Consider the following 21,793-nt stretch of genomic DNA (forward strand, 5'->3'; position numbering starts at 1 on the left):
ATATGCCGGCCGCGGCCGGTCTGCTCAGTGCTCATGTCGAGAGCGTGAGACCCTCTGCCAATGGAGGCCCCCGAAGACCAGCGTTGGCAGCCCGACCAAGCTGCCGGCCACGGTAAGGAAGTAGAGCAGAAGGCCCATGGCTATGGCCCTCTCGTCGCCCATGCCGGCCAAGTCGTGGAGGAACAGCACCAAGGCCCCCTCCCGCAAACCGAGCCCTCCCAGGCCGATGGGCAGCACCTGGATGATGAGCACCGCGGGGATGAACGCCATCAGCTCGGTGGGCCCCAGCCCGTCGATCCCCACCACCTTGGCCGCGCACCCGGCGGCGGCCAGCATCACCGCCTGGTAGGCGAAGGCGGTGATCAGCACTCGCCCGGTGTCGCGGGGCTTGGCCCGCAGTTCGTCGATACCCATGTGCAGTCCGTTGACGAAGCGGACCCAGCCATCGCGTCTGCTCACCCAGCGGCCGAACCTCTGATTGCCCACGAGCAGCAGGATCAGGCCGAGGGCCAGCAGGGTAAGCATGGCGGTGATGGCCGCCACCCGAGCAGGTGCGCCCAGTCCTCGCACCTCTTCATCGAGTGCCAGGCCCAAAAGCGTGAAAACCGGCAGCACAATCCAGCCGCTGAGCCGCTCCAACAGCACTGAGGCGAAGCTGTGGGGGCCGTCGCCGGTGTCGTTGGAGAGGCGGGATATCCGCAGCACGTCGCCACCCACGGTGGTGGGCACGAAGTTGGAGATGAACATTCCCGCCATGTAGTGCGAAAACATGCGCCGGGGCTTCACCTTGAGCCCGAGAGCAATGGCAACTTCATACCACCGGGCAGTGGCCACCAAGTTTCCGACCACGGTGAGGGCCAACGCGCCGATGAGCCAGAACGGGGTGGCCGAATTGAAGTCGGGCCACAGCTTGTCGGCGTCGAACGACGGCAGCCACCTGATCAAAAGGGCCAGCAAGGCCAGGCTGACCCCCACTCTCAGGGCGAAGCCGAGCGCTCGGCGCTTCGTGTGCTTGTCAGTCAAACCAAGGCTCGCGGTCGCAGGAAATTCGGATCCCTGGGCACGCGGGCTCAGCTGAGGCGGCCTTCGGGATCATTCCGCCAAGGCTATTGTCCCGGCGTGGTTCATTGGAGATTACGGTGAGGCGAATGTCGGGTAAACAGGTGGCGGGCCACGGAGGCGATCAGGTACTGGCCGCCCTGGCCCCCTTCGGCGTGCGGGAGCTCTTCACCTTGTCGGGGGGCCATATCTTCCCGCTGTATGACGCCGCGGTGAAGCAGGGAGATATGGCGCTCTACGACGTGCGCCACGAGCAGACCGCGGTGTTCGCCGCCGAGGCTCTGGCCAAACTGACCCGTCGGCCGGGGGTGGCCGCGGTCACTGCCGGCCCGGGGGTGACCAACTCGGTGAGCGCAGTGACCACTGCCTGGTTCAACGGCGCCCCCCTCGTGGTGCTGGGTGGCCGGGCTCCGGAGGCCCGCTGGGGATCGGGCTCGCTCCAAGAGCTCGACCATGTGCCCATCCTGGCCCCGGTCACCAAGCACTCGCTCACCGCTGGGGGTGGCGACGACCTGGCCATGGCAACCTTCAGGGCGGTGCAGGGGGCTATGACCCCCCACCGTGGACCGGTGTTTGTGGACTATCCCATGGACGTGCTGTTTTCCGAGGGCACTGGAACCGTGCCCGACGAGCCCATGCCGGTGGGCGAGGCGCCAGATCCCGACGGAGTGGCTGCGGTGGCCGACCTGCTGGCCGCCGCCCGCCGCCCGGCGCTTTTGGTGGGCACCGACGTGTACTGGGACGGCGCCTGGGATGCGCTTCGGGCCTGGGTTGAGGACCAGCGGATGCCTGCGTTCGCCAACGGGCTGGGCCGGGGATGCCTGCCCGCCGACCACGAGCTGTTCTTCAGCCGCACTAGGCGCAAGTTGCGCACCGACGCCGATCTGGTGATCGTGGCCGGCACCCCGCTCGACTTCCGGCTCTCGTTCGGCCGGTTCGGAGATGCCCAGGTGGTACACCTGACCGACAGCGCCGACTCGGTTTCGGCCCACGCCGGCCCGGCCGCGGCGGTTTCGGGAGATTTGGCCCAAATGCTGGGGGCTCTGGCCGACGGCCCCGCGCCGGCCCACCCCGCCGAGCGCGACCAGTGGGTTGCCCAACTGCGCGACGACGAGGATGCCGCCCGGGCCGAAGAAGACGACCTTCTGGCCACCGCGGCCGATCCCATTTTGCCCACCCGGGTGTACGGGGAGCTGCGCCGGGTGCTCGACCGGGATGCGGTGGTGATCGGCGACGGCGGAGACTTCGTCTCCTACGCCGGGCGGTTCGTGGACTCCTACCGACCGGGGCACTGGCTCGATCCCGGCCCCTACGGCTGCCTGGGCACCGGACTGGGCTACGCCATGGCCGCCAGGGTGGCCCACCCCGACCGCCAGGTGGTGCTGCTGTTGGGCGACGGGGCGGCCGGATTCTCGCTGATGGACGCCGACTCGCTGGTGCGCCACAACCTGCCGGTGGCCATCGTGGTGGGCAACAACGGCTGCTGGGGGCTGGAAAAGCACCCCATGCGCCAGATGTACGGCTACGACGTGGCCGCCGACCTTCAACAGGGGTGCCGCTACGACCAGGTGGTGGCCGCCCTCGGCGGCGCCGGGGAGACGGTGGAGCGCCCCCGCGACATCGCACCCGCCCTCAAGCGGGCCCTCAACGCCGGCGTGCCCTACGTGGTGAACATCATCTGCGACCCCGAACACGCCTATCCCCGCCGGTCCAACCTGGGCTGAGGCCGGGGAGAGCGGCCTCTGTTCCCGGTTCGCCCAACAGATCGGTAGGCTACGGCGTCAATACAAGGGAGATGCTGTGATTGACGAGTCTGTTGTTGCCGGCACGCTGTCGGAGGCGCTGAGGACCGGGGGGGAGTTTGCCGAGGTCTTTGTCGAGGACCGGCGGTCTTCGTCGGCGCTGTTGGACGACGGCAAAGTGGAGGAGCTGACCTCCGGCCGCACCCGAGGGGCGGGAATCCGGGTGGTGGCAGGCGAGACCACCGGGTTCGCCCACACCTCCGACCTCAGCGAGAACGGCTTGGCCAAAGCCGCCCGGGCGGCAGCTGCTGCCGCCCGGGGCGGCGGGGGTGGCCAGCGGGTGGCCGCGCTCGACCGGGTGGACGCCCCTGCCCCCAATGATGTCGAAGTGCTTCCCGAGACGGTGGCCAAGGCGACCAAAGTGGAGCTGCTGGGCCGGGCCAACGAGGCGGCCCGAGCAGCCGGATCAGCCATCACCCAGGTGTCGGCCCGCTACGCCGACGGCCGGCGCCGCATCATGGTGGCCAACAGCGACGGGCTGCTGGCCGGCGACGATCAGGTGCGCACGCGGTTCGCGGTGTCGTGCGTGGCCTCGGGCGACACCGGTATGCAGACCGGGTTCGAGAGCGTGGGCCGCCCCATCGGCTTCGAGCTGTTCGACGAGTACGAGGTGGACGCCCTGGCCCGCACCGCGGCCAACCGGGCGCTCACCAAGCTGGCCGCTGAGCCCGCGCCCAGCGGTGCCATGCCGGTGGTGATCGGCCCCGGCGGTGGTGGGGTGCTATTCCACGAGGCCTGCGGCCACGGCCTAGAAGCCGATTTGGTGGCCAAGCAGGCCTCGGTGTTCCGCAACCGGGTGGGCGAGCAGGTGGCCCATCGCGAGGTCACCCTCATCGACGACGGGACCATGGCCCGGGAGTGGGGCGCCTACGCCATCGACGACGAGGGTCGTCCCGCCCAGCGCAACGTGCTCATCGAGAACGGCGTGCTCACCGACTACATGTGGGATCTGCTGCGGGCCCGCAAAGAGGGGCGGGAGAGCTCGGGCAACGGCCGCCGCCAGAGCTATCAGCACCTGCCCATGGTGCGGATGACCAACACCTACTTGGCCAACGGCACCGAGGACCCCGCCGACATCATCGCGGCCACCGATCGTGGTGTGTACGTGGCCCATTTGGGCGGTGGGCAGGTGAACACCGCCACCGGCGACTTCGTGTTCGGCATGAGCGAGGCTTATCTGATTGTCAACGGCGAGATCGGCCCCCCGATCCGAGAGGGCAACCTGATCGGCAACGGCCCCGAGGTGCTGACCGGCATCGAGGCCCTGGGCAACGACTTCGCCATGGGATCGCCGGGCACCTGTGGCAAGGACGGACAGGGTGTACCGGTGGGCGACGGGACCCCCACGCTGAGGGTGGCGTCGATGACCATAGGGGGAACCGCGGCGTGACTCCCCGCCGACCTGGGTCGAAAAGCTGCTGGAAACCGGCATGAAGCCCGAGGAGTTGTTGGCGATCGCCGACCGCATCGTGGGCTGGGGCCGCGACGGCGAGCAGATCGAGGCGGTTGTCGGCCACAGCACCGAGACCGAGGTGCGGGTGTACGAAGGCGAGATCGAATCGCTGTCGGTGGCCGAGTCGCAGGGGGTGGGCATCCGGGTCATCGCCGATGGCCGCCAGGGTTTCGCCCACGCCGGCACCCTCGATCCCGACGTGCTGGAAGAGACACTGGCCGAAGCCCGCGACAACACAGTGTTCGGCTCCCCCGACGAGTTCTTCGGACTGGCCGAGCCCGACGGCGTAGCCCCTCCCGAGCTTGACCTCTACAACGAGGCCCTGCTGTCGTTCAGCACCGAGGCCAAGATCGACTTGGCCCTGGAGCTGGAGCGGGCCGTGCGGTCCGGCGATCCCCGCATCGTGGGGGTGGAGTCGGCCGACTACGGCGACGCAGTGGGCGCCGATGCCATTGCCACCACCACCGGGATCCGCAGCTGGGGGCGGGACACGTCGTGCTATCTCACCGCCTACTCGCTGGCAGCAGAGGGCGACGAGACCCAAACCGGCTTCGGCTTCTCGGTGGGACGGGAACCCGGCGATCTGGACGTGGCCGCCGCCGGCACCGATGCGGTGGAGCGGGCCACCCGGATGCTGGGTGCCACCCAGCCCCCGACCGAGCGGGTGACCGTGGTGCTCGACCCGTTCGTCACCGCCCAATTCTTGGGCATCATCGGCGGCACTCTGTCGGGAGAGGCGGTGCTGAAGGGACGGTCGCTGTTCGCCGACCGCCTGGGCGACCCGGTGGCCGCCGCGGGCGTCACCCTGGTAGACGATCCCACCAACCCCGAGGCCTTCACCGCCTCCGACGCCGACGGGGAGGGCCTGGCCACCCGGCGCAATCTCCTCATCAGCGGCGGCCGCCTCGAGCGGTTCCTGCACAACAGCTACACCGGTCGGCGCTCAGGCGGCGCGTCTACCGGCTCCGCGGTGCGGGGCTACGCCAGCACACCGGGAGTGGGCTGTCAGGCGCTGTCGCTGGTGCCCGGCAAGCATTCCCCCGACGAGCTCATCGCGGGCATCGCCAACGGGGTGCTGGTGCAGGGGGTGTCGGGCCTGCACTCGGGGGTCAACCCGGTGAGCGGCGACTTCTCCACCGGTGCTGAGGGGCTGAGGATCCGAAACGGAGAGCTGGCCGAGCCGGTTAGGGAGATAACCATTGCCTCCACCCTTCAGCGAATGCTGCTCGACGTGGTCGAGGTGGGTTCAGACCTCACCTGGCTGCCCATGAGCTCGGCCGGGGTGTCGCTGGTGGTGGCCGAAGTCACCATGTCCGGGGCCTAGCCGACAGTAGGGGCCATGTCGGTCCTGCATGCCATTCTTCTCGGCATAGCCCAAGGGCTCACCGAGTTTCTGCCGGTATCGTCCAGCGGGCATTTGCAGATCATCCCCTGGCTGGCCGAGTGGGATGATTTCGAGGGCAACGACGACCTCAAGAAGGCGTTCGATGTGGCCCTCCACCTGGGCACGCTGGTGGGACTGGTGGTCTGTCTTCGGCGAGAGGCATGGGCGCTGGCGCGAGGCGGCCTCGGCGCCGCGGTGAAACGCCGAAGAGCCATGACCGCCGAGGGTCGACTGGGGTGGTTGCTGGTGCTGGCCACCGTGCCGGCCGCGGCGGTGGGAGTGGGCCTGCGATCGGTGATCGACGAGGCCGACGACGAGATCTGGCTCACCGCGGTCATGCTCACAGTGTTCGGAGTCCTGCTGTGGTGGGCCGACCGGCGACCGGGCCGACGGCTCACCGGTGACGCGGGGGTGAAAGACGCGCTGTTGCTGGGGCTGGCCCAGGCCTGCTCGCTTCAGCCGGGGGTGTCGCGCTCGGGGGTGGTAATGACTGCCGGGCGACTGCTCAGCTTCGACCGGGAGGCGGCCACCCGGCTGGCCATGCTGATGAGCGTGCCGGTGATCGCCGGGGCCGGGGCGTACCAGTTCATCGACATCGGCGGGTGGGGCGGCATTCCCGCCGATGCCCGGGCCGGGTTCGCCTGGGGCACGATTGCCGCCGCGGTCACCGGATTTGCCGCAGTCAAGGGGCTGCTGGCCCTGGTGCGCACCCGCAGCTTCGGCCCTTTCGCGGTGTACCGGGTGATGGTAGCCCTGCTAGTGCTCAGCCTGATCGCCTCGCCGGCGCGCTGAGATCCCTTTCGCCACCCGGTTGCACCAAGGCCAGGGTTACCGAGCCCTGGATCACGCCAGAGGCCACCGGCAGGAGTTCTTGGTCGGTCACTGCGATGGTGACGGCGTGCTCGGCTTTGTCGGTGACCACGGCGGCGGTGGCCACGGTGAGGGTGGCCTGGGTTTGGTCACCGCTGCCGGTGGTGAACGGCAGGGTCACCAGCACATCCACGAGGTCTCCGGGCACCAGCGGGGGCAGGGCGGTATGGGCGGGTATGGCCACCTCGGTTCTATCCCCGATGGGCAAACCGCCCAGCCGAGCAGTGGTGACGATGTCGCCGGGGAAAAGGGCAGCCGAGGCCACCTCGGCGCCGCTCAGGGCGGGCACCGCGTCGGGCGGCAGGGTGAGGGCCGGGTATCGGCGCACCTCGGCATTGCTCCCGTCCACCGGCTCGCCGGCGCTGATGGGCTGAGTGGCCACAACCACCGGAGTGAGGGCGCCCATCGAGGGGTCGCCTCCGGCCAGTCCCGCCACAGCAGCCACTACCAATCCGGTGATCGCCGCGGCCACCGCCACTACCAGCCAGTAGCTGTGCCGTCCGCCTGGCAGCCGGGCCCACAGAGACCCCCGCCAGTGATCAGAAGTTCCGGGGTTTGCGTCCACGGGCGCGTACCTCCACCAAGCTATACAAGGGGGAAGCGCTCTCCAGGCTAGCGGCGGCGGGGGAGCCTGGGAAGGGGAGTCAAGAAGACGGCAGAGGGGGTTCTATGCCGTTGGTGCGGGCAGAGCAGTCGGGCAGGTTGTGGGCAACGGCGCGAATGGCGCCGAACAGCACGGCCCGCATGCGGTCGACGTTCTGGGCGAAGAAGGCGAACACATCGTGTTGGGTGACCGGCTTGATGTCGGGGTCGTCTTCCAAGCCGGCGTCGTAGTCGGTGACCAGGGCGGCGGTGGCGTAGCAGATGCCCAACTCGGCGGCCAGAGCGGCCTCGGGGTACTGGGTCATCCCCACCACGTCCCAGCCGCTGTCGCGGAACCACCGGGACTCGGCCCGAGTGGAGAATCGGGGGCCGGAGATCACCGTCATTGTGCCCCCGTCGTGGGCGGTCATGCCCTCGGCTCGGGCGGCAGCCAGCAGAGCTCCCCGGAGCTCTTCGCAGTAGGGGTCGGCCAGAGAGACGTGATTGGTGACGGTGTCGAAGTAGGTATCCTCTCGGCCTGAGGTTCGATCGACCAGCTGATCGCACACCACCATGTGGCCGGGGGCCAGTTCGGCGCGCAGCGAGCCGCAGGCGCTGGGGCCGAAGATTACCCGCACCCCGGCTTGGTGCAGCGCCCACAGGTTGGCCCGGTAGTTGACCGTGTGGGCCGGAAACCGATGGCCAGGGCCATGGCGGGCCAGAAAGGCCACCTCGGCGCCGTCAACCGATCCGATAGCGAGCGGTCCCGACGGTGGTCCGAATGCATCGTCGCCGGGCACTTCGACTGCGTCGTCAATCAGGGAGTAGAGACCGGAGCCGCCGATGACGCCGATCTCGGGCATTTCGGCTAGTCGTCTGAAGACCCTGAGGCGGCTGCGGCCGGCTGAGGGCTAGAAGACTCCGATGAGCTGCTGTCGGACTTCGGGGTGTCGGACTTTTGCTCTCCGCTGGAGCTGTCGCCATTGGTCGAGGCGCCGGCCGTAGTAGACGACTTGGATCCTGAGCGGCTGTCGTTGCGGTAGAAGCCGTCGCCTTTGAAGGTGATGCTGGGAACGCTGAAGACCTTGGCGACTTGGCCTTTGCCAGGCTGGGTGCAGGCTGAGGGGCTGGCGATCGAGCCGGCCTGGGGGCAGTGCGTGAGGGAGTCCTCGGAGAAGGACTGGATGACTTCGAAGCGGGTGCCGCAGGTTTGGCAGCTGTAGTCGTAGGCGGGCACGAAGATTAAGGATAGAGGCGGGTTGCGTTTTTTGGCTATCTGAGAGATGCACCAGCCTGCCTATGTTGGGCACAGCCCCCAGTTGCAGAGGAGGGGGGTTGGTGGATTTCACTATTATTGGCGGGTGGGCTGGGAATGGGTCTTGGTTCTTGTCGGGTATGGGTGGGGGACGTTTCCCGGCGCGCTGTTGGTGGGAAGGTATACGGGCCACGATCCCACCCGGGAGGGGTCGAACAATCCGGGGGCCAGCAATGTGTACCGGGTTGCGGGGCGTTGGCCGGCGGCGTGGGTCTTGCTCAGCGATGTGGGCAAAGGGGCGATTGCCGCCGGGCTGGGGTTTGGCTTCGGCGACGAGCTAGTGGGATCGGTGTGCGGGGCGGCTGCGGTGGTGGGCCACATTGTGCCCCTGGGCCGCTATCGCCAGGGCGGCAAGGGGGTGGCCACGTTCGGGGGGATGCTGTTGGCGCTCACTCCAGTGGTGGGGGTGATCCTCATCGGGGTCTGGGCAGTGGCTCTGGCCGCGACCAAGCGGGCTGGGGCGGCCTCGCTGGCGGCCGTAGCGGCCGCGCCGGCCGCGGTGGCCGTTCAGGGGTGGTCGGCGCCTGAAGTCGGAGTGGTGATCGGGGTGGCGGTGGTGGTAATCGTGCGACACCATGAGAACATCCGCCGTATGTGGCGAAGACAAGAACCGGCGCTCTGGTGATGACCGGGACACGATCGGCGCCTGACATGAACGTGGGCCGGCGATGATCCCGTTGGCAGAGGCTCAAGAGCGGGTGCTGGCGGGCTGTGGCGTGCTGGCCGAGATCACCGCGCCGGTCGACGATGCTCGGGGGCTGGTGACCACCGAAACGGTGGTGGCCCCGGAGTTGGTGCCCCCGTTCGACAACACGGCCATGGACGGATTCGCAGTGCGGTCGGCCGATGTGGCCGACGCGCCGGCGACCCTGGCCGTCGAGGGCACGATTGCCGCGGGGGTGCCGCCCGACATCACGGTGGGCGCCGGACAGGCTGCCCGCATAATGACCGGGGCGGTCATTCCCCCCGGCGCGGACGCGGTGGTCATGGTGGAGTTGACCGAGGTCAGCGCCGACGGCGCGGCAGTGACCGTGGCCCAATCGGTGCCCGCGGGCAACCACATTCGCCGGGCCGGGGAGGATCTTTCGATTGGCCAGACGGTGTTCGGCCCGGGCGAGGTGCTTACCCCAGGGCACTTGGGGGTGCTCACCAGCCTGGGCATGTACCGGGTAAGGGTGAGGCCCAAGGCCAGGGTGGGGGTCATGTCCACCGGCGACGAACTGGTCGAGGGGCCCCAGGCGCTGGAGTTGGGTCAAATCCGCGATTCCAACCGGCATACGCTCCTGGCCCTGGTGGCCGAGGCAGGTTGTGAACCGGTGGACCTGGGCAGCATGACCGATGACGAGGCGGAGATCGCCGCCGGCATCAGGGCCGGGGTGGAGAAGTGCGACGCCCTTTTGACCTCGGGCGGGGTGAGCATGGGCGACTATGACTATGTGAAGAAGGTGCTCGACGAGATCGGGGACATGTCCTGGATGCAGGTGGCCATCAAGCCGGCCAAACCCCTGGCCTTCGGGTTGGTGGATGGCACCCCTGTGTTCGGGCTGCCCGGCAACCCGGTGTCGTCCATGGTTTCCTTTGAGCTCTTCGCCCGGCCCGGCCTGCGCAAGATGATGGGCCACTCTCCGGGTGCCTGGCATCGCCAACCGGTGTTGGGCCGAGCAGCCGGTCCTCTGCGCCGCCGCCCCGATGGCAAGACCCACTTCGCCCGGGTGAGGGTTGAATATGCCGACGGCCAATACCAGGTCACCTCGGCCGGCGGCCAGGGGTCGCACCAGCTCTCGGCCATGGCCGCCGCCGACGCCTTGGCCGTCCTGCCCGACGGAGAAGGGCTCGCTATCGGCGATCCGGTACCGCTGCTGATACTGCGTTAGCGCCGCACCGGGCCAGAGCCGGTTCGGTGCTCCACGGACAAATGCCGCGGCTGCGGCGAGGGGCCGGTGCGGATCCCGCAAAACGCGGTTTGGTCTCCCACAGTGTGCTGGGCGGTTTGTTCGGCCAGAATGGGGGTGTGAGCGTGCCGCTGATCGATGGCTTTGGGAGGGTACACCGGGATCTGCGCATCTCGGTGACCGACCGGTGCAACTTCCGCTGCACGTACTGCATGCCCGCCGACGGGCTCGACTGGCTGTCCCGAGAAGACCTGCTCACTTTCGAGGAGATCGAGCGCATCGCCGCGTTGATGGTGGATCGATTCGGCATCGACAGCATCCGACTCACCGGCGGGGAGCCAACGGTTCGGGCCAACCTGCCGGTGCTGGTGGGCAAGCTCGCCGCGCTGGGCGTGGATCTGGCCCTGACCACCAACGGGGCCACGCTGGGGCTATTGGCCGACAAGCTGGTGTCCGCCGGGTTGCGGCGGATCAACATCTCGCTCGACTCCCTTCAGCCCGACCGGTTTGAGCGGCTCACCCGCCGGGACGACTTAGACCGGGTGCTGGACGGAATCGACGCCGCAGTGGCTGCCGGGCTGGATCCGGTGAAGATCAACGCGGTGATGATGAGGGGCATCAACGACGATGAGATCTTGGACTTCGTCCTGTTCGGCCGAGAAAAGGACGTTGAGGTTCGGTTCATCGAGTTCATGCCGCTGGATGCCGATCTGTCGTGGAGCAACGACAAGGTGGTCACCGTCGACGAGATCGTCTCCACGGTGGCCGAGGCGTTTCCACTGGCCCCGGTGGAGCGATCGCACTCGCCGGCATCGGTGTGGCACTTCGCCGACGGCCAGGGTTCATTCGGGGTGATCGCCAGCGTGACCGAGGCCTTTTGCGGAAGCTGCGATCGAGTTCGGCTCACCGCCGATGGCATGTTCCGCAACTGCCTCTTTGCGGTGGAAGAGCACGATTTGCGGAGCTTGCTGCGCTCGGGGGCAAGTGACGAAGAGATAGCAGGGGCAGTCTCGGGAGCGGTAGCCGGCAAGTGGGCCGGACACGCCATCAACCAGGTCCACTTCATCCGCCCCGGTCGTTCGATGTCGCAGATCGGGGGCTGACCATGACCGATGCCGGGTTCACCCACATCGACCCCCTCGGTCGGGCCCGCATGGTGGATGTCACCCCCAAGGAGGCGTCTCACCGCCGGGCCATCGCCCGGGCCAGGGTTTTCATGAGCGCCGACACCGCCTCGGCGGTGGCCCGGGGGGCGGTGGCCAAAGGAGACGTGCTGGCGGTGGCCCGGGTGGCGGGCATCCAGGCGGCCAAGCGCACACCCGAGCTGATCCCGCTGTGTCACCCACTGCTAGTGGGGGCGGTGCTGGTCAACTTCCGGATCGAGGACACCTACATCGAGATCGAAGCCGAGGTGGAGACGGTGGATCGGACGGGGGTCGAGATGGAGGCCCTAACCGCCTGTTCGGTGGCCGCGCTAACCGTCTATGACATGTGCAAATCGCGTGACAAGGAGATGGTGATCGGCGAAGTGGCCCTCTGGGAGAAGTCGGGGGGCCGTTCCGGCCACTATCGGCGCCAGGGGGATCACGGAGTCGGCTACGACGATTGACGCCGCGTTTCGGCTGGTAGGGGGTAACTGGGTGGCAGGGGTGGACTTTCTGTAGTAAAACCGTAACAAGTGTCAGATCACTGTAACGTCCGACAGCAGATGGCGATAACGTGTCTGGTTGCCCTGGTTGGCGATCCGAACCACGACCATTCACCAGACGGAGCTCTGTCGGGGTTTACAATTGCTATTGTAAGGGAACCCCGAGATTGGTGACATCTGTGTTACTCATGATCTTGGCTGCCGCTTGGGCTGCCTTTTTGATCCCGCCCTTGATCCGCCGAGCGCGCAACGGCCAGTTCGGCAACAGACGTCGAATTCGAGGCGGGCTCGGCGCTCCCCTCCGGTCGGTGAATCCCCGGTTGGCCGAGCGAGGCGCTATTGCGGCCCCGGTAGTGGCTCTTCGGCCCAACATCAGAGTGTCCCCTCAGGTGTACGCTTCTGAGATGGCATCTACCCCGGTGCAAGGCAAGTCTCTCCCCTCAATCGATGCTCGCCGCCGCCGGCGCCGCATCCTCATCACGCTCATCTTCAGCGCGCTGGCCACCTTCGTGTTTGCTGTTTATTTCGGCGGATTAGCCCTCGTGGTCCATCTTCTGGTCGATGCCTTGTTGTTGGGCTACGCCCTGCTGTTGGTGCAGCACCAGCGGACCCGCGAGGAGCGGCTGAACCCCATCGACGTGGATAGCCCGCAAACCCATTCCTGGGACGTGGCCTCCGGCGGACACCGCTGATCCTTTCTTCCCGCTGATTCCAATCGTTGCCCGGGAGAGGCCACCGCTAGTCTGTGCCGACAACTCTGGGGCTGTAGCTCAGTTGGCTAGAGCGCCTCGTTCGCAACGAGGAGGCCGGCGGTTCGAGTCCGCTCAGCTCCACTCGGTCTTTCATCATCAGCGTCTACCGCTAGCGTGTCCGGGCGATGGGCAATGAATTCGATGCTGCTCTCGAGCGGTTCATCCGGAGGCGTCTGGGGGAGGTGGACGGGCTTCGGGTGGAGGGCGAGGCTCGGGCCACCGGGGGCCAGTCGAGAGAGAACTGGCCGTTCGACTTGTTCTGGCAGGTCGGCGGCGAATCGCACCACCGCCGCCTGTTTTTGCGGCGAGATCCAGTGGGCAGTGTGTTGGAGACCGACCGGCGGGTGGAGTACGAGGTGCTGCGGCGGCTGCACGACCAGCCGGTGCGAGCCCCCGAGGTGGTGTGGCTGGATGCCGACGGATCTGAGCTGGGTCGCCCGGCGCTGGTGATGGTCCGCTACGACGGGCTCAACGACCACTTCATATTGCAAGGCGGCCACAGCCAGTTCGACGAGGACACCCGGGCCGGCATTGCTTCTCAGATGGTGGACTTGATGATCGAGATCCACGCCTTGGACTGGCGGGGCGCCGGACTCCACGAAGTGCTGGCCGTGCCGAGCGATCTGGCCACGGCCGCCATCGACGAATGGGCTGGCGTCATCGAACGCCAGTCGTTGGAGCCCCAGCCGGTGCTGGCCTTTATAGAGCAGTGGTTGCGCCGCAACCGGCCGGCACCGAGCGAGACCACCGTGGTCCACGGCGACATCAAACCGGGCAATGTGCTGTTCAACGGCGATCGGGTGAAGGTGTTGCTGGACTGGGAGACCGTCCATCTGGGCGATCCGACTGAGGATGTGGGGTGGGTGACCAACCCGTTACGCGGGGTAGAGCACCAGATTCCCGGGCGATGGGAGGCAGACGACTTGGTGTCGGCTTATGAGGCCCGCACCGGGCGGACTGTGGACCGGGCCGCGCTGAGGTTCTGGCAGGTGCTGGCCAACTACAAGCTGGCCGCCATCGCCATGACCGGGGTGCGCAGCTTTTGCGACGGTCGCACCCAACGGGTGTGGTCCGGTGCTGGACTGCTGGGCAAAGTTCTGTTGGCCCAAACCGAGGGAGAATTGCGATGAGACCCACGCTGAGCGAGCAGATAGAGGGGGCCCGCAAGGTGCTGGTGGAGTTGGTGGCGCCTCAGGTGGCCGACCCTTATGCCCAAGAGCAGGTGACCTACGCGGCCGCGGCACTGGAGCACGCCGCTGCTCGCTGGCCCCACGTATTGCCCGACCTGGTGGCCGACATCCGGGCTCTGGAGGAGGTGCTGGGCATCGAGCCCACGGTGTTGGAAGAAACCGTGCCCGGGGTGCCCGATCTGGCCGCGGCCGAGGAATATCACCGGGGGCTGCGGGCCCGGCTTACCGATGAGATCATGGCCGCTGCCGAGCCGTCACCCGAGGTGCGGGCCTACCTGTCCGATTCCATCGAAAGGCTGAAGTAACCATGCTCGGACCTCTAGACGACACCCTGTGGCATAAGATCGCCGAGCCGTTCGAGCACGTCGGCACGTCCGACCCCCGCTTCTTCGATCGCTATTGGTTCGCGGTCTACGACCCGGCGGGGCAGGCCGCGGTGCAGTTCACCATGGGGTCGTACAACAACATGAACGTGCTCGACGGCGGGGTGGTGATGGTGCGGGGCGGTACCCAGCACAACCTGCGGGCGTCGCGGGCCCTCCGACCCCGCTTCGAGTCTGAGGTGGGGCCGATGCGGGTGGAGCCAACCGCTCCTCTGGAGGAGCTGCGGATGATCCTGGCCCCCGGCGATCACTCAATCGCCTGCGATCTGGTGTGGCGGGCCGAGCTGGCCCCCGAGATCGAGAAGCCCCACGTGGAGCGGGAACGGGGCCGGGTGACCCAGGACTATCAGCGGTTCAACCAGGTGGGAGTGGTGGACGGCTGGATCACAATCGGCGACGAGGGTTTGACAGCGGACGGCTGGTGGGGTGGCCGGGACCACTCGTGGGGGGTGCGCCCCGCGATGGGAATCCCCGAGCCGGCGACCGGCCCGCCCCGGCAGCCCAGCGAGGCCGGCACGCTGTTCTACTTCCTGTTCTTCTCCACCAACCGGCGGGCCGGCCATGTGCAGATTATGGAGCGGGGAACCGAGCGGGTGTATCTCACCGGGCTCATCCGAGACCGGGACGCTCCCGACGTCGACCGCCATGTCACCCAGGCCGATTTGTCGCTGGAGTTCTTCGCCGGTACCCGGCGGTTCTCATCGGCCGACATGGCGGTGCGCCTGGACGACGGCGGATCGCTGCGGCTGCAATCGGCGCCGATGGGTTCGGCAGTGGCCATGGCCGGGCTGGGTTACAGCGGCGGCTGGAACGACGAACTCGGCCTCGGTGCATATAGGGGGGAGTCGTACCTCGAGCATGAGATCTGGGACGTGAGCCACCCCGCCGATGTGGTGCCCGCCTCGGGAGAGGTGTTTACCCCCATGCACCGCATAGCCCCGGTCACCGTCTCCACCGACGACCCCGACGAGACCGGCACCGGCAGCCTCACCATGATCGCCAACGGCCGCCTCCCCCAACACGGGCTGGATTGAGTCGCGTTGTTGTGGCGGCTGGGGGCGCCAACGGACGTCTCCCCCAACACGGCCTGGATTGAGCGGTTAGGGGGCGTCGGGGAGGTTTGTGAAGCCTCGACCGTCGGACCGGCGGTACCAGCCCTGGGCGGTCATGGTGCCGCCGTCCACCGGGATGGTCTGGCCAGTCATGAAACGGGACTGATCGGAGGCCAAGAACAGGGCCACCTCGGCGAAGTCGTCGGGGTTGCCGAATCGGCACAGGGGAATCGAACGGGTCACCTGCTCGAGGGGGCGGCCCCGCAGCATCTGGTCGAGGGGGGTTTGCAGGGTGACGGCCATGTCGGGGGCGATGCAGTTGACCCGGATGTTCTGGTCGGCCATCTCCAGGGCCACGGATCGGGTGAAGGCGATGATGGCCGCGTTGGCCGCTGAGTACACCGCGATTCGGGGCATCGCCCGCAGGGCCTCCACAGTGGACACATTCACGATGGTGCCGCCACCTCCCTCCACCATGGTGGGCATAAACGCGTGGGTGCAGCGCAGCACATGGCGGAAGGTGATGTCGATCTGGGCGTCCCAGTCGGCCTCGGTGGTTCGGATGAACTTGCCCGCGCCCGGTCGGTAGTCGCCCACGTTGTTGACCAGCACGTCCACCCGGCCCCCGCCCAACTCCACCGCTGCCTGGTGGAACTGGGCTACCACATCGGCGTCGGTGATGTCGCCCACTACTGAGATGGCTCGCCCCCCGGCGTCGGTGATGTCGCCCACCGCGGCCGCGGCCAGGTCGGGATCGATGTCGTTGACCACCACCGCGGCACCGGACTCGGCGAACAGCCGGGATATCCCGCCCCCGATTCCCCCGCCCCCACCGGTGACGGCCGCGATCTTGTTGGCTAATGGCGTTGCGCTCGGCATCCGGGCTTTCTAGCGCATTCTGTTTCGCACCGCCCGATTGGGCAGCACCAGGCTGGGCCGCCGGGAGCCTGCCCACCTCACCAAGAGCTCAAGCAGGCATACCATGGCCGGATGGAGTTGACCGCCGTCCACCCCGCCTTGGGCGTGGAGGTCACCGGCGTAAACCTGGCCCGCCCTCTGGGGCCCGACGAGGTGGACGAGCTCCAGAGGGCCTTCGCCCAGCGCCACCTGGTGCTGGTGCGGGGCCAGCGGCACATCGAGGCAGCCGATCAGGTGCGGTTTGCCGGCCTTTTCGGCCCGGTGATCTGCGACCAGCCGGGTGTCGATCACGCATACGTGTCCAACGCCCGCCCCGAGGGGATCATCCGCGACGGAGCGCTGCTGTTCCACAGCGATCTGGCCTTCACCTCCTCGCCGGTGCTGGCCATCTCGCTTGCTGCGGTAGACGTCGACCCCGACGGTGGCACGGTCACCCGCTTTGCCAACGCCCAACGGGCCCTCAGCCAGTTGTCGCTCCCGCTGCGATCGCGAATCGAGGGTGCGCAGGCCCTACATCTGTTCGACCTCACCAATCAGGTGGGCGACCGGCGGCTGACCGAGGAGGAACTCGATCCCGCCGAACCCCGCCACCAGCATCCAATCGTGTTCCCCAATCCCCACAACGGCCACGATGTGCTCTATGTGAACGACATGCAGACCTGTCAGATCACGGGCCTGGACCGCAGCGACAGCGACGCCCTGTTGGGAGAGCTGTTCGAGGTGCTGTACCAGCCAGACAACATCTACGAGCACCACTGGCAGCCGGGCGATGTCATCGTGTGGGACAACATCGCCCTTCAGCACGCCCGCCCCAACCACGGCCCCACCCCCCGGACCTTGCGCCGAGTGTCCCTGGCCCACCACACGGTTCCTGAACTGGTCCCCACATTCGAACAAACGCCGCGGGGCTACTGAGGGGGATAGGACTAGCTCCTCCGCCGAGCCCGGTCTAGGTCTTGGTCGGCCAGCTCTTCAGCCAACTCCAGGTAGCGCCGCAGGCGGCCCGGGTCCACGTTGCCCGCCACCGCGCAGTCGGGCTCACCCTGGTGCCAGCAGTTTTCGGCAAAGCGGCACTCGTGGTCGAGGGCGTCGATTTCGGCGTAAGCCGCGGCCAGCCCATCCCACGCATCCCACGGCCCCACGGCCCGGATGCCGGGGGTGTCCACTATCGAACCGCCGTGGGGCACTGGGACAAGCCGCCGGGCGATGGTGGTGTGGCGGCCCTTGGCGTCGCCCCCCCGCACCTCCTGGGTGGCTTGGACCTCGGTGCCCACCAGTGCGTTGATCAGCGTTGACTTGCCCACCCCCGACGGTCCCAGCAATGCCAGGGTGCGGTTCTCCTCCAGCAGGGCAGCCACCTCGTCGAGGCCTTCTCCCCGCAGCGCCGCGGTGACCACCACCGTCGCCCCTGGTGCTAGTGCCGCGGCCTTGTCGGCGTCCCGCTCAGGATGGCGGCGGAGGTCGGCCTTGGCCAATATCACCGCCACCGCCGCCCCCGACTGCCATGCCACCACGCAGAAGCGCTCCAGTTGCGCGGGGTTGATCCGCCGGTCGAGGCCGCACACCACGCCCACCACATCGGCGTTGGCCACCAGCGTCTGGGCCCGGGCGTGCTCGGCCGGGTCTCTCCTCACCACCAAGGTGCGGCGCTCCAGCACCTGCTCCACCGCGGGGCTGTCGTCGGGGTCGGGGGCCACGGTGATCCAGTCGCCGGTCACCGGGGCCACATCGTCTTGGGCTCGCTGGGAATCGGAGGTGACTCGGATCTGGCCGTCGTCGGTCATCACCTCGCACTCACCCCGGTCCACCTGCACCACCCGGCCCAGAGCGCCCGCTTGGTGTTGGGCCAACTCTCGCCACCGCTGGTTGGCGCCCAAGGCCTCCAGCGGGGTCATCCGAGCACGGTCATCGGATCAAGGTGCCCATAGCTGTCGTAGAGGGGCTCGGTGGGGCTTCAAGCAGGCGCACAAGCGGGGGCTGATCGGTGTGAAATCCATAATCCAGCTCCAAGCAATGGGTCTGGTAACCCAAGCGGTGGAAATTACAATAGTCTTGATTCCACATTGCCGGACGAGGACCGTACCGGAGACGGCGGACACCACCCCCATGTGGAAATTACAATAGCCTTGGCGCCACGTTGCCGGACGAGGATAACCCGGCCTAGCTGATCGGATTGCAGAAATGAGCGAACCAGAATCGTCCGCATCTGCCGAGCGACATGCGGTGATCTCACCGTTTCAAGCGATCTCCGCGGGAATCGTGGCTGCGGGCGGTGCTCTTGGCCTGAGCGAGATCCTGTCGGGGATAAGCCGCAAGATCCCATCGCTAGTGGTCTCGGTGGCCGACATATTCGTGGACAACACGCCCGGATTCATCGCCCGCTGGTCTATCGACACCCTGGGCAGCAACCAGAAGCCGGCACTGGTGTGGGGCATCGTGGTGGTTTCAATCCTTCTGGGCGCGGTGCTGGGCTGGCCCTCTCGGAAGCGCTGGTGGGTGATGCCCGCGGGCCTGGTGGTGTTCGCCGTGGTCGGCGGGTGGGCTGCGGCCCGCAATCCCCTGTCCAGCGATGGGCTGGGATGGATGTCGGGGCTGTTGTCGGGAGCGTTCGGCATAGCGGTGTTCATGGGCCTGTATGCGGTGGCCCTTTTCTCCCGGTTTGCCGGCGGTGAAGAGCCTTCGGACGCTGAATCCCAACCGGTGCCGATGGTGGGCCGGGGCCGGTTCGACGACCGGCGCCGCTTTGTGGGAGCGGTGGGCATCATGGCCGGTGCGTCGCTGGCCGGCGGCCTGCTCGGGCGGTGGTTGCGGCGGCGGGACACCGTGGAAGGGGCTCGCGAGGGGGTTGCCGATGCCCTCCAAGGACGCACCATCGCCACCCCGACGGCCCGAGCCACCCCCACCGCCACCGCGGCGGCCGGGAGCACGCCGACCGCGACGGCTGAAGCGGCCTCGACCCCCGCTGCCGATGGCACTCCCGAGGCCACGGCGGAGGCCACCGCCGAGGCCACTCCCACCGTTACGGCCGAGCCGGTGCGGGCGCCCAACTTCGACTACATCGCCGGAATCGCGCCGCTGGTCACCCCCAATGAGGACTTCTACCTGATCGACACCGCCCTGTCGTACCCCCAAGTCGATCCCGAAGACTGGTCGCTGCGGATTCACGGCATGGTGGACCGGGAGGTGGAGATCGGATTCGAGGAGTTGCTCGACCTGGGCCTGGTTCAAGAGCAAGTGACCCTGTCGTGCGTGTCCAACCGGGTGGGCGGGCGCTTAGTGGGCAACGCCGACTGGGTTGGGGTTCCGCTGGCCACCGTATTGGATCAGGCTGGGGTGCAGCCCAGGGCCACCCAGATTGTGGGCCGCTCGGTGGACCGCTGGACCGCGGGTTTCCCCACCGAGGTCGCGCTCGATGGGAGAGTCGCCATGGTGGCGGTGCAGATGAACGGCGAGCCGCTGCCCATCTCTCACGGCTTCCCGGCCCGCTTGGTGGTGGCCGGGCTTTACGGCTACGTGTCGGCCACCAAGTGGCTCTCAGACATCGAGCTCACCACCTGGGAGGCCTTCAACGGCTACTGGATCCCCCGCGGCTGGTCGAAGGAAGGACCGATCAAGACCCAATCCCGCATTGACGTGCCCCGCCGCGACTCCACTATCGATCCCGGCCCCACGGCGATTGCCGGAGTGGCCTGGGCCCCCAGCCGGGCCATCGAGCAGGTGGAGGTGCAGGTGGACGACGAGCCGTGGGTGGAGGCCGAGCTCAGCCGCGAGACCACCATCAACTCGTGGCGGCAGTGGATGGTCACCTGGAACGCCACTCCCGGCGAACACCAGGTGAGGGTGCGGGCCACCGACGGCACCGGTACCACCCAGACCTCGGAAACCAGCGCCCCGGCCCCCGACGGCGCCACCGGCTGGCACACCATCCAAGTAAAGGCCGACGAGGCCTAATCCTCCGAGTCCCCTCTAGGCAAAATTGGGCGGAGAGATCAGGCCAGCGTTAGATCGGCGACTCGGCGCACTCCTGGTAGTTCGCCGCTCGTCAGATCGGCGTACAGGTCGCGTAGATGGTTCTTGAGGTCGTCCAGCGTCTCGCCCTGCGTCCAATGGTCGGGGAACTCCTCCAGGGGTATCCGAGCCTCCACTCGCCTTCTTGCCAGTAGACCATCTTCGTCGTCGCCACGCCCTCTTCTCCCTGCTGCTCGTTGGACGATGCTCCCACACGGGGATCAGACCGCACGGTTCTCCTTGCCCACGCACCGTAGCGAACCCTCACCCCGTGACCCAATGGATTGGAAGACTCCAGCATCTAAGAGGGTCGATTGCTGTTCAGGCGTCAGTCCAAATCAGTTCGGAAGTGCCGCATTCTTGGCAGTCGAGGAAGTAGTGCCCATTGTCCTTGCGGATCTGTGCCTTCTTGTCCTGTTTTCCGCTGGCTCCACAAGCGGAGCACTCCGCAGGCATCGGCGTGTTTTTTTCGCACACACAGCACTTCCAGTAATGGCTGTAGCGTTTTCTCGCCGCGAGGTCCTTTGAACCACAATGCCTGCATTGTGCAAGCGTTGGCCGTGTCGCCGAAACGCCAAAGCGGCCAACGTGCTGTTGAGCGAGAAACCTGGCCACATCCTCGACCTCCGGTTCCTCCATGCTCCATATTCCGTATTCCCCATATCTCTTGCTGTTACCTGCCTTCGCGCCTTTGCGATGCCGCTCAAGCTCCTTGCTGATCTTGTCTGGGACGAGATCAGCTTTGGTCACATAGGTCTGAAACGGGTCGCGGGGTTCCTGCCACCCGTCAAGTCGCCTGATCTTCCCTTGGTCGGAAACAGCAACCACCAGCTGGATTGGCGCAGATTTGAAACCGCGTTGATCAGTTCCGTGGATGACTTTGGCGATGGTGCGTAGCCCGAAGGACTGTCTTCCAACCAGCTCTTGCCGATGGTGTTGTAGGTAGGAACGCAGAAAGTCGGCTTGTCGCCTTGCTTGCTGAATTGGCGAGGGCATCCCAGTTTCTCTACGGCGGTGCATGCGGGTCCACTCATCTCCATCCGAGCCGTCGGGCCGCACTCGAACTTCTTCTGTTACCGATTTGCTCTCGATGATGAAGAATCCGAAGCGGTGTACGACAAGATGATCGATCTGGCACACACTGGGGGAGCCATCCTGTTCTGGCTTGGTACGATCCTCCAGCCTCAGGCCATGTAGCACGAAGACCTCTTGATCTTCGTGGAAACTTCGGTGCAGATAGTGAGCCATTTGCCTCTCGGCATCGGCACCAGCTCGCTGACGAGCGTCTCGAGGTTCCGTCGCCTGTTCGTATGGCTTGACGATCATTCGGGAGCCGAGAATAGTCAAGATCACAGGGGCGCCCTTGAGTCTTGGCCCTACTCGAAGAACGAGAGCGCTGCTGCTGGTTTTCTTCAGAGCGGTCATCGCGTGAGCGGTAGGGGCGGCGGCGCAAGCCTAAAATCGCCTCCCATATGGGGGATGATC

The 21,793-nt window shown here is 66.9% G+C and carries 22 protein-coding genes and 1 tRNA gene; 15 read left to right on the forward strand and 8 right to left on the reverse strand.

Annotated features, from left to right (window positions below; genetic code table 11):
• Positions 1-24 precede the first annotated feature (24 nt).
• Positions 25-1,023, reverse strand: coding sequence for a lysylphosphatidylglycerol synthase transmembrane domain-containing protein (locus ACOGXA_RS16170; protein WP_419924876.1), 999 nt, complete (start codon positions 1,021-1,023; stop codon positions 25-27).
• Between the two features lie 125 nt (positions 1,024-1,148).
• Here ACOGXA_RS16170 and ACOGXA_RS16175 point away from each other — a divergent pair, with 125 nt between their 5' ends.
• From ACOGXA_RS16175 to ACOGXA_RS16190, 4 genes are all read left to right on the forward strand, one after another.
• On the forward strand, positions 1,149-2,783 hold the full coding sequence (locus ACOGXA_RS16175) for an acetolactate synthase (RefSeq protein ID WP_419924877.1): 1,635 nt from the start codon (positions 1,149-1,151) through the stop codon (positions 2,781-2,783).
• Between the two features lie 76 nt (positions 2,784-2,859).
• Entirely contained in the window at positions 2,860-4,251 is a 1,392-nt protein-coding gene (locus tag ACOGXA_RS16180) for a TldD/PmbA family protein (protein WP_419924878.1), read from the forward strand.
• 40 nt (positions 4,252-4,291) lie between these two features.
• Positions 4,292-5,638, forward strand: a complete 1,347-nt coding sequence (locus ACOGXA_RS16185) for a TldD/PmbA family protein (protein ID WP_419924879.1) — start codon at positions 4,292-4,294, stop codon at positions 5,636-5,638.
• Positions 5,639-5,653: 15 nt separating this feature from the next.
• Positions 5,654-6,490: an undecaprenyl-diphosphate phosphatase gene (locus tag ACOGXA_RS16190; RefSeq protein ID WP_419924880.1), complete on the forward strand. Its 837-nt coding sequence runs from the start codon at positions 5,654-5,656 to the stop codon at positions 6,488-6,490.
• Here the strand turns inward: ACOGXA_RS16190 and ACOGXA_RS16195 are convergent.
• From ACOGXA_RS16195 to ACOGXA_RS16205, 3 genes are all read right to left on the reverse strand, one after another.
• Positions 6,462-7,133, reverse strand: a complete 672-nt coding sequence (locus ACOGXA_RS16195) for an SAF domain-containing protein (protein ID WP_419924881.1) — start codon at positions 7,131-7,133, stop codon at positions 6,462-6,464. The genes ACOGXA_RS16190 and ACOGXA_RS16195 overlap by 29 nt on opposite strands.
• A gap of 79 nt (positions 7,134-7,212) precedes the next feature.
• Positions 7,213-8,013, reverse strand: coding sequence for an S-methyl-5'-thioadenosine phosphorylase (locus ACOGXA_RS16200; RefSeq protein WP_419924882.1), 801 nt, complete (start codon positions 8,011-8,013; stop codon positions 7,213-7,215).
• A 5-nt stretch (positions 8,014-8,018) separates the two neighbouring features.
• Complete coding sequence (locus tag ACOGXA_RS16205; protein WP_419924883.1) at positions 8,019-8,387, reverse strand: FmdB family zinc ribbon protein; 369 nt, start codon at positions 8,385-8,387, stop codon at positions 8,019-8,021.
• Between the two features lie 124 nt (positions 8,388-8,511).
• On the opposite strand from ACOGXA_RS16205, the gene ACOGXA_RS16210 reads away from it, so the two are divergent.
• From ACOGXA_RS16210 to ACOGXA_RS16250, 9 genes are all read left to right on the forward strand, one after another.
• Entirely contained in the window at positions 8,512-9,090 is a 579-nt protein-coding gene (locus tag ACOGXA_RS16210) for a glycerol-3-phosphate acyltransferase (RefSeq protein WP_419924884.1), read from the forward strand.
• A gap of 43 nt (positions 9,091-9,133) precedes the next feature.
• Entirely contained in the window at positions 9,134-10,339 is a 1,206-nt protein-coding gene (glp, locus tag ACOGXA_RS16215; protein WP_419924885.1) for a gephyrin-like molybdotransferase Glp, read from the forward strand.
• A gap of 137 nt (positions 10,340-10,476) precedes the next feature.
• Complete coding sequence (moaA, locus tag ACOGXA_RS16220; protein WP_419924886.1) at positions 10,477-11,460, forward strand: GTP 3',8-cyclase MoaA; 984 nt, start codon at positions 10,477-10,479, stop codon at positions 11,458-11,460.
• 2 nt (positions 11,461-11,462) lie between these two features.
• Positions 11,463-11,966 (forward strand): cyclic pyranopterin monophosphate synthase MoaC, encoded by a 504-nt coding sequence (moaC, locus tag ACOGXA_RS16225; RefSeq protein ID WP_419924887.1) that lies wholly within the window; start codon positions 11,463-11,465, stop codon positions 11,964-11,966.
• Positions 11,967-12,175: 209 nt separating this feature from the next.
• Positions 12,176-12,697: a hypothetical protein gene (locus tag ACOGXA_RS16230; protein WP_419924888.1), complete on the forward strand. Its 522-nt coding sequence runs from the start codon at positions 12,176-12,178 to the stop codon at positions 12,695-12,697.
• 67 nt (positions 12,698-12,764) lie between these two features.
• Positions 12,765-12,838, forward strand: a tRNA-Ala gene (locus tag ACOGXA_RS16235).
• A 44-nt stretch (positions 12,839-12,882) separates the two neighbouring features.
• The gene (locus tag ACOGXA_RS16240; RefSeq protein ID WP_419924889.1) at positions 12,883-13,887 is read left to right on the forward strand and encodes a phosphotransferase family protein; all 1,005 of its coding nucleotides are present in this window, start codon (positions 12,883-12,885) and stop codon (positions 13,885-13,887) included.
• Complete coding sequence (locus tag ACOGXA_RS16245) at positions 13,884-14,252, forward strand: hypothetical protein (protein ID WP_419924890.1); 369 nt, start codon at positions 13,884-13,886, stop codon at positions 14,250-14,252. The genes ACOGXA_RS16240 and ACOGXA_RS16245 overlap by 4 nt, the downstream gene beginning before the upstream one ends.
• Before the next feature lie 2 nt (positions 14,253-14,254).
• On the forward strand, positions 14,255-15,364 hold the full coding sequence (locus ACOGXA_RS16250; protein ID WP_419924891.1) for a hypothetical protein: 1,110 nt from the start codon (positions 14,255-14,257) through the stop codon (positions 15,362-15,364).
• A 66-nt stretch (positions 15,365-15,430) separates the two neighbouring features.
• Here the strand turns inward: ACOGXA_RS16250 and ACOGXA_RS16255 are convergent, their stop codons facing one another.
• Complete coding sequence (locus tag ACOGXA_RS16255; RefSeq protein ID WP_419924892.1) at positions 15,431-16,261, reverse strand: SDR family NAD(P)-dependent oxidoreductase; 831 nt, start codon at positions 16,259-16,261, stop codon at positions 15,431-15,433.
• Between the two features lie 111 nt (positions 16,262-16,372).
• Here ACOGXA_RS16255 and ACOGXA_RS16260 point away from each other — a divergent pair, with 111 nt between their 5' ends.
• The gene (locus tag ACOGXA_RS16260; protein WP_419924893.1) at positions 16,373-17,215 is read left to right on the forward strand and encodes a TauD/TfdA dioxygenase family protein; all 843 of its coding nucleotides are present in this window, start codon (positions 16,373-16,375) and stop codon (positions 17,213-17,215) included.
• An 11-nt stretch (positions 17,216-17,226) separates the two neighbouring features.
• Here the strand turns inward: ACOGXA_RS16260 and rsgA are convergent, their stop codons facing one another.
• Positions 17,227-18,195 carry a ribosome small subunit-dependent GTPase A gene (gene rsgA, locus ACOGXA_RS16265; protein WP_419924894.1) on the reverse strand — a complete coding sequence of 323 codons (969 nt, stop codon included), beginning with the start codon at positions 18,193-18,195 and terminating at the stop codon, positions 17,227-17,229.
• 286 nt (positions 18,196-18,481) lie between these two features.
• Between rsgA and ACOGXA_RS16270 the strand changes: the two genes are divergently transcribed.
• A complete protein-coding gene (locus tag ACOGXA_RS16270; protein ID WP_419924895.1) occupies positions 18,482-20,251 on the forward strand; it encodes a molybdopterin-dependent oxidoreductase in 1,770 nt (589 codons plus the stop codon).
• A gap of 38 nt (positions 20,252-20,289) precedes the next feature.
• On the opposite strand, the gene ACOGXA_RS16275 is transcribed toward ACOGXA_RS16270, so the two are convergent.
• Positions 20,290-20,445 (reverse strand): type II toxin-antitoxin system HicB family antitoxin, encoded by a 156-nt coding sequence (locus tag ACOGXA_RS16275; RefSeq protein WP_419924896.1) that lies wholly within the window; start codon positions 20,443-20,445, stop codon positions 20,290-20,292.
• A 184-nt stretch (positions 20,446-20,629) separates the two neighbouring features.
• Positions 20,630-21,733, reverse strand: coding sequence for a nuclease-related domain-containing protein (locus ACOGXA_RS16280; RefSeq protein WP_419924897.1), 1,104 nt, complete (start codon positions 21,731-21,733; stop codon positions 20,630-20,632).
• Positions 21,734-21,793: the final 60 nt, after the last annotated feature.

The sequence above is a fragment of the Candidatus Poriferisocius sp. genome, assembly GCF_965208475.1.
Lineage (GTDB): Bacteria > Actinomycetota > Acidimicrobiia > Acidimicrobiales > Bin134 > Poriferisocius.